The organism is Acaryochloris sp. IP29b_bin.137 (genome assembly GCF_028285745.1).
Classification (GTDB): domain Bacteria; phylum Cyanobacteriota; class Cyanobacteriia; order Thermosynechococcales; family Thermosynechococcaceae; genus Acaryochloris.
Genome location: NZ_JANQOP010000357.1, coordinates 1 through 7,231, shown reverse-complemented (window position 1 = coordinate 7,231; position 7,231 = coordinate 1). Strand labels below are relative to the sequence as shown.

Annotated in this window: 7 protein-coding genes; 3 read left to right on the top strand and 4 right to left on the bottom strand. The window is 44.1% G+C overall.

Annotated elements, in window-relative coordinates; all coding sequences use genetic code 11:
• The first annotated feature begins 193 nt into the window (after positions 1–193).
• From Q0991_RS24020 to Q0991_RS24010, 3 genes are all read left to right on the top strand, one after another.
• On the top strand, positions 194–619 hold the full coding sequence (locus Q0991_RS24020) for a hypothetical protein (protein WP_299493443.1): 426 nt from the start codon (positions 194–196) through the stop codon (positions 617–619).
• A 301-nt stretch (positions 620–920) separates the two neighbouring features.
• Complete coding sequence (locus Q0991_RS24015) at positions 921–1,277, top strand: hypothetical protein (protein ID WP_299493441.1); 357 nt, start codon at positions 921–923, stop codon at positions 1,275–1,277.
• Positions 1,278–1,575: 298 nt separating this feature from the next.
• Positions 1,576–2,535 (top strand): PleD family two-component system response regulator, encoded by a 960-nt coding sequence (locus Q0991_RS24010; protein WP_299493439.1) that lies wholly within the window; start codon positions 1,576–1,578, stop codon positions 2,533–2,535.
• A gap of 3 nt (positions 2,536–2,538) precedes the next feature.
• Here Q0991_RS24010 and Q0991_RS24005 read toward each other — a convergent pair whose 3' ends face one another.
• The 4 genes from Q0991_RS24005 to Q0991_RS23990 form a co-directional block, all read right to left on the bottom strand.
• Positions 2,539–4,857: a PAS domain S-box protein gene (locus tag Q0991_RS24005; protein WP_299493437.1), complete on the bottom strand. Its 2,319-nt coding sequence runs from the start codon at positions 4,855–4,857 to the stop codon at positions 2,539–2,541.
• A gap of 112 nt (positions 4,858–4,969) precedes the next feature.
• On the bottom strand, positions 4,970–5,317 hold the full coding sequence (locus Q0991_RS24000; RefSeq protein ID WP_299493435.1) for a hypothetical protein: 348 nt from the start codon (positions 5,315–5,317) through the stop codon (positions 4,970–4,972).
• A 436-nt stretch (positions 5,318–5,753) separates the two neighbouring features.
• Entirely contained in the window at positions 5,754–6,359 is a 606-nt protein-coding gene (locus Q0991_RS23995; RefSeq protein ID WP_299493433.1) for a hypothetical protein, read from the bottom strand.
• A 367-nt stretch (positions 6,360–6,726) separates the two neighbouring features.
• The coding region (locus Q0991_RS23990; RefSeq protein WP_299493431.1) for a transposase at positions 6,727–7,231 on the bottom strand (505 nt) is incomplete at its 5' end.

The window sequence follows — 7,231 nt, the reverse complement described above, 5'->3', positions numbered from 1 at the left end:
AGATGGTATTGCATAGATCCAAATCGACTCGCGAAGCGCGTTTAAAAGTATGAAGACAAAACCCAAAAAAGTTGGCCTATCTAATTGACATCTGAGAAGAATGAAACTGACCCTCTCAATTTCCAATGGATCCTAACATCCTAGCTGTATGGCAAATGTAGAAACTCGTCTGGATGTTCCTTTCAGACATAACATGGTTAATCTGCTTTTGGAGATGGCACGAGACCGGACAGCCGATCCTCATAAGATTGCCACCTGGATGTTGACGACCTCGACCTGCATCTGTAATGTCGTTTTTGGCACAGATGATCCTAAGCCTTTACTCTCTCTATACTTCCGGGCCTTAATTCGTAGATATCCTGAAACCGTTAAGCAAATTGCTCAGATCTATATCAAGGGTGATTTGAATGAATTTGCTCCTGTTGTTGTGGATCGCGATGAGTTTATTGGTCTCCTCTGGGCGGCTGGTTCAACCTTGGCCAACGGTGAATTGATGCTGGCCGATGACTCGATCACGTTCACTAAAGCGAGTCTAAAGCGGTTTCACTCTATTTGGAAAACACCAATAAGAACATCCAAGAATTCACCAGGCAACTCTGAGTATCCGATTCAATGGTGATGGTGGAGGCTCAAAACAAAAGTTGAAACGTTTCATGGAGAGAAAAATCGCCCAGAGCCATTAAATACGACTATAAGCAATCACTTTCAACAGAAATTCATAGCCTTGCAAAAAGTAAATATCTAAATCTGTCTTCAACTTGAGTCAGGATGTCCCATTTACCTAGGTTTCAGTGTTTATACTGATTTCTCTCTCATAGGTATCAATTAAATTGGATGCAACTGTGTGACCTTGCTATTGTTTTAACTCTAGTTTTATTGCTATTACCTTTCATCAAGGATTTACACGAGGGGACTTGGCTATGAGAGCTGACGATATTGTTGATTACTATTTACAGAACTCTCAAGCCACTTTAGCGACACCTCAGTCACCTTCGCTTTGCACCACCACTATTGAGTCTTGGATCTGTGTTGATGCGGGGAGCAAGGTGATCATTCATGGGCAAATCTACAATCACCCAAAACATCGAACAGGAAAGAAGTTGAAGACTTCGCCCATTCAAGATTACCTCGCCAAAGACGGTCGGGTTTATGTAACGACCAAAAACTCCATGTACGAACTTGGGATGCCCCATCCAGACTTCACGGGAGATGCACAACTGTTGGTTGGCAACATGGGGACTCAGCAATGGGAGAAGCTCACGTATTGGGAAGAGTAACTTTAGGCTTTTGCTCTCGAATACCAGGCCAAGACTCTGACGGAACTAGCTTTACCCAATAGTTATCCTTTGCTTATCCTCTGCTCCCGCAATAAATGGTCTCTGGACCAAGGCGAACTTAAGTCTATAGGGGCATCAGGACCAAGTCTCTTTAAGAATGAAAATGCTAAAGGCTGGGGGTTTATGCTAGAGATCTAGTCAATCAATCTGCCCCCACTAAAACCTTCTTGGAAATGCAACAATCCTAGAGTATTCATCTTTGTGTTGTAGCCTATTCCAACAACTGAGTTTAACGAATTTGGATAATGCCCCTTACTCTAACAAGCAACCCATCATCTTAATTGCTGAAGATGATCGCATGACCCGAACGATGATTGCTCAAATATTGTCGAGAGATGGCTATCAAATCGTAGAAGTGAGTAATGGCCAAGAATGTCTAGAAGCATACCAAACAGCACATCCTGATCTGATCCTTTTAGATGCCATGATGCCGAGCTTGAATGGGTTTGAGTGCTGCGCTCAAATTATGACTATACCCGATAGTCGATATACACCCATTCTGATAATTACAAGCTTAAATGATGAAGCCTCAGTCAATCGAGCCTTTGATAGTGGAGCCTCAGACTACATTACTAAGCCGATCCACTGGCCTGTGTTACGACAACGGGTACGAGTGCAAATTGAGAGAAATCTACTCTACCAGCAACTGGAAGAGGCCAACGAAAAGCTCACTCGACTAGCCTCCACTGATGATCTCACACAACTAGCGAATCGAAGAGTTTTCTTAGAAAGACTAAAGCAGGAATGGAAACAAAGTACCAGAGAAAAATCTGACCTGTCTTTAGTCTTAGTCGATATTGACCATTTCAAAATCTATAACGATACCTATGGACATCATCAGGGCGATCTGTGTCTAGCTCGGGTCGCATCTACCCTTCAGCAATGCCTCAAACGCCCGCTTGATCTAGCAGCACGATATGGTGGTGAAGAATTTGCGGCGCTCCTGCCTCAGACGAAGCTGGCAGGTGCTGAGCATGTTGCCCAAAGAATCCGGCAATCCGTAAAGGATCTCGCTATTTTGCATAAAAACTCTCTCAACGCTCCGCAGGTCACGGTTAGCCTTGGGGTAGCTAGCATCGTTCCTGGCAAAGGTATTGATGCAGGCCTATTATTCCAGGCCGCAGATCGAGCGCTCTATCAAGCTAAATTTCAAGGGCGTGACCGAGTTTCTACTGATTTCTCACTTGACCTATCTTGAGCCTTAATGGGGCGAAGATTCAAGGACAGTTTGAGTTGCCTTCATGATGATGTCGTATTGATAAGTGGTCATAATATACTCCAATGAAGACTGTAGGGATTCCTGTTCAGGAGGGATGTCCTTTAGCAACTGATCGAACGTGTCTCCATCCAACCTGGTCGCTGCATCATGAAGAAGCTGCACCCAGGAGGGTGCCATGTGAGCTAACTGGTCAGTGGTGAGTGAGATGGGCTCAATGACAGATCTAGTCTGGTGGGGAGCATCATAGCGGTAAGTAATGTCCAGATGCTGGGCCATCTTCTCAAAAATTTGGACGGCTTGATAGGGTTTTCTGACATAGTCATCACAACCTACTTTGAGGGCTTGCACTTCGTCTGATTCCAAGGCTTGAGCTGTGATAGCAATGATCACGGGTGGCTTAGGGGCATGGGCTTTGATCAATTTCGTGGCTTCTAGACCTGATAACACAGGCATTTGTAAATCCATCCAGATCAAATCTGGATGCCATGAATGGTTGATTTCCACAGCCTGCTGCCCATTCTCTGCTTCTTGGACTTCAAATCCTACAGCTTCCAGCATCATGACTAAGATCTGACGATTATCAAAATGATCTTCTACGACCAGAATCCGATAGACGGGTTGATTCTCTGCAAGACCCACTACTGTAGCTTGCGACTCTTGAGGGTCTGCTAGGTTATCTCCCTGATCAACCTGAATATGAAACGAGACGGTTGTACCTTGACCTTCGACACTCTCTATTGAGATGTCTCCCTTCATTAGTTGGACAAATTTTTGACAAATGGATAGACCTAACCCTAAACCGCCAAACTTCTCGCGAGTTAAAGGATTTTGGACAAAGGGTTCAAAGAGGGTGGAAAGTATATCGTTCGGAATTCCTGGACCCGTATCTTGGATGGTGAAACATAATTGGTTGTCCTGGGATGCAGGTGCAGAGGGATACCATTGCACCCGACAATCTACGCTGCCCCGTTTGGTGAACTTCAGAGCATTTCCTAATAGGTTAATCAGTACTTGTCTGAGCTTTGTTGTATCAGTACTGACGTATGAGGGCACGTCAGGGGCTATCTGAAACTGGAGCTGGATATCTTTGGAGTTGGCCTGTAAGGAAAATAGATCTTGCACTTCTCCACAAAGATGATGTAGATTCACATCCTTCGGCTCGTAGGTGAGCACACCTGCTTCAATTTTGGAGAGGGTAAGTACCTCATTAACAAGCGAGTGCAAATGCTCACCACTTCGATGAATGACCTGGAGGTTGTCTTTTTGGTCACGAGTGATTCGACGATCTTGCAATAAGAGTTGACTGAAACCCATGATGCCGTTGAGGGGGGTCCGAAATTCATGACTCATATTTGCCAGGAACTGGCTTTTGGCATGATTCGCTAATTCAGCCGTTTCAATCGCTTCTTTTAGTTGACTAGTACGCTCCTCAACAAGATGCTCCAGATTAGCATTGAGTCGTTGAAGTGCAGTTTCTGCCTTCTTTCGTTCTGTAATATCTTGAACCTGGACAATGCAATAGCCAGGAGAACCCAGGTGTTCTTTGACCTGAGATACATTCAGCCAAACCCAAACCTCATGCCCGTGTTGATGAAGACAGCGTAACTCTAAGTGGTAGTTGTCTTGCTTGTGGCTGAAAAGCTTTTGCCTCTGCTCTCTCTCTAGGGGTCTATCATCAGGATGAATAATCTCGGGTAGGGCAATGTTGATCAATTCTGTGGGGGTGTATCCCAGTATGTTAACTAGGGCATCATTGACCCTTAACCACTGACCCTCTGGGGATGCTAATGCCATACCGATAGCAGCATACTGAAATGCTGTTGAGAATCGAGCCTCACTTGCGAGCAGAGATTCCTTTACGTTTTGTTGGACAGTGATATCTTTGCCAATCCCCAAATAGCCTGTTAATTGGCCGACATCGTTCCGCAGTGCCGTCACGGACAGACAGACGGGAAACGGACTGTGATCTTTACGAATCAAAGTCCAGATATTCTCATCGGCAATTCCCATTCGGGCTTTGGCCACCAAGCACTCTAATCCAGGCTCAATCACTCTACCTAACTCTGCAGAGAGTTCTTTGGCCCGCTGCACCAGTTCTTCTGGGATATGAAAGATAACTGGGGTGGCTTTGCCGATGATTTCCTCTGCGGTATACCCAAACTTCTGTAATGCACCAGCGTTCAAGGTTTGGATCACACCTTCAACATTGATTGAAACAATCATAAAATCGGCGCTGTCCAGAATCGCTTGCTGCCAAGACTGTGCCAGCTGGGTTGAAGATGTCACAATCGCTTCTGTCATAATCAACCACGATCCTTGCTCAATGTTTTGGTGCAGAATTTAGGGTGTTCTTATACCTAGATATCCAAAAATTCTGTATTTTTGAGTTACTAATGCCAAAATCTCGACATAATCAATGCCATACTGTCATTTTTGCCAACTTTTGGAAGTCTGCAATTTCAACGGGTAGCTCCAGTTCATTGAGAGGTTGACCCAACTCATAGAGAGAGTTTCTAGTTTTAACATAAACGTGGCCTGCACCTCCAAAGTACCGCTGAATTGTGGAGGTCGTCATCTTAACGCCAAGGGGATGTTGGGGATGACCAAAGAGTGTCCCTTTGATCACCGCTCTGCCATCTTTTTCTACGCCAGTCCAAGACTCAATAATAGGGATATTCTGAGTATCTTCTTTTGGAGTTTGGCCAGATTTTAAAGAGGCATTCTCCACAAAAAAGCCAGTGATATCTTCAACCGTCAACATGGGATTTTTACGTTATAAAAACATACAAAAGCGGTAAACGGGCAATTTAGAGAAGTTGTTACTCTATAGGTATACTTTAATCAAAATTCTGCCGTATTAACTCAGTAATATTCCTGATTTTCGCGATATCTCTGCAATTAGCAATCAAAAAAAATAGAGATGATTCAGTTAGGAGATATACCCCATCAGAAAACTGTCTGAGATTCCCAAGTATGAATTAGTAATGACGAGAATATGCAATCTCTGGACCTAACATATTGGGATAGAAAAATTCTTTTCACTTGCCACCTGCAAAACCTGGGTGAGCAGGAGCAGTTTATACTCAGCCAGAGATAAAGGCTTGAGGTTGATCAATCCAATTCGATGACAGACATCGATAAGCAGATTGGCTTGAGTCATGAAGGGATTCAACTGATCTCAGTTTTTTTGATGTTAGTCAAAGCAAATGTATTCCTTTCATGGAATAACATACTTTCCGAAACGAGAGAGCTGCATTATGGTCAGCTATGTGAGTGGCTAGAGCCTCAATCAGTTCTTGGTGACTCATTTCAGGTGATTGACTTAATGTCTGCTGAGTCATGAAATCAGCCATTGGACCAATATGAATAGCCAGTTCTTTTTTGTACTGACTGATAAACTCATCATCATCATTGGCTATCCCCAACGCTTGCTGTGTGGCTATTTCAGGTGGTGTAGACAGCACATTCTTTTGAGGTGATTGTTGAGTAGCTGAAGTCACCTTAAGAGGTCCAAGAGAAGCTGATGATATTTCCTCTGCCTTCGAAGAATGGACTGATTGAGTCTGTTCAGACGGCTTAGACTGATTACATCGCCAAGTCATCAAGTAAGTAGGGAACTCAACTAATATATACTTCACCCCTTTAGAACAAGCATCCTCACAAAACTCTATAGCTGTTTGACGCCACGACTTATGAAAAGAAGGACCAGGTACAAAACTTTCCCCTTGGATCTCCAGGGAAGACGACCGATCATGCAAGAATCCTTGTGCTTCTAACTCTTCCGATATAAAAATGGACGCCACGTTTTCCTTAATTCATTCGTATCTCTCTACAAAAAGCTAGGTCTTGAGTTCATCTGATGAGACGGTGGATGAACTCGCCTGGATGAGCCACTACTCTTAGGTTGCCCCAGAATCCTATGGTAGTCATCTAGGCAGGCATAAGATGTCTAATGCAACGATTACTCAGATCTGTTGGCATTGTCAACTTAACGGTCGATCACAAAATCTAAGCACTGTTATTCAACGATAGATTAGATGGAGGTTTATGCAGGAGCTTTCAGACCCGTCACTTCATGCCCTATCCACTGGTTCTTTCTTCACTTCCAGTTTTTGCTCTGTAATGTCCTTAGCAGTGGTAATTGTGCTTAGACAACCCATTAATTCGGAGTTAATGAATATTTTGATTGCTTTTTCCCAAATATGTGACAGATTGCAGAATCCTAAAAGCCTTGCTGGATAAGCTTCTGTTTAAAATGAGAATTGCTGGTGTTTTATAGATGGCATAGGCATCATGCTGGATTTGTGCATACCGCTGTTTCTTAGCTTCAGCAAGAGAAAGTTCTTGTCCTTGCACATCCAGGTATGACAATTGCCCATAGCCTAAATGCCGCAGCATAGCCCGAACCTTGTGGGTGATGCAGCGCTGATGTAGTGCGAGGGGAAACAGAGGGCGAATGACCTTAGGCAACCCAGTCGTACCATCACTCACAATCAATTTCACTCCATGAGTTTGCAATCCCCGTTGTCGTAGATGCTCAAAGAACAGTAACCAAGCTGCCTCCGATTCTTGCGTAGCCATTTCATAATGAAGCACCGTTTGAGTGCCATCGGGCCACACTGCCATTGCGACTAGAATGACTCGGTCTTCGGCATGGCGAAGTTTGCGCAGATGT

Bases quoted from the DNA above. Each gene is read 5' to 3' on its own strand.
- Q0991_RS24000 (WP_299493435.1), bottom strand. From the start codon at position 5,317: ATGTTGACGGTTGAAGATATCACTGGCTTTTTTGTGGAGAATGCCTCT.
- Q0991_RS24020 (WP_299493443.1), top strand. From the start codon at position 194: ATGGTTAATCTGCTTTTGGAGATGGCACGAGACCGGACAGCCGATCCT.
- Q0991_RS24005 (WP_299493437.1), bottom strand. From the start codon at position 4,857: ATGACAGAAGCGATTGTGACATCTTCAACCCAGCTGGCACAGTCTTGG.
- Q0991_RS24015 (WP_299493441.1), top strand. From the start codon at position 921: ATGAGAGCTGACGATATTGTTGATTACTATTTACAGAACTCTCAAGCC.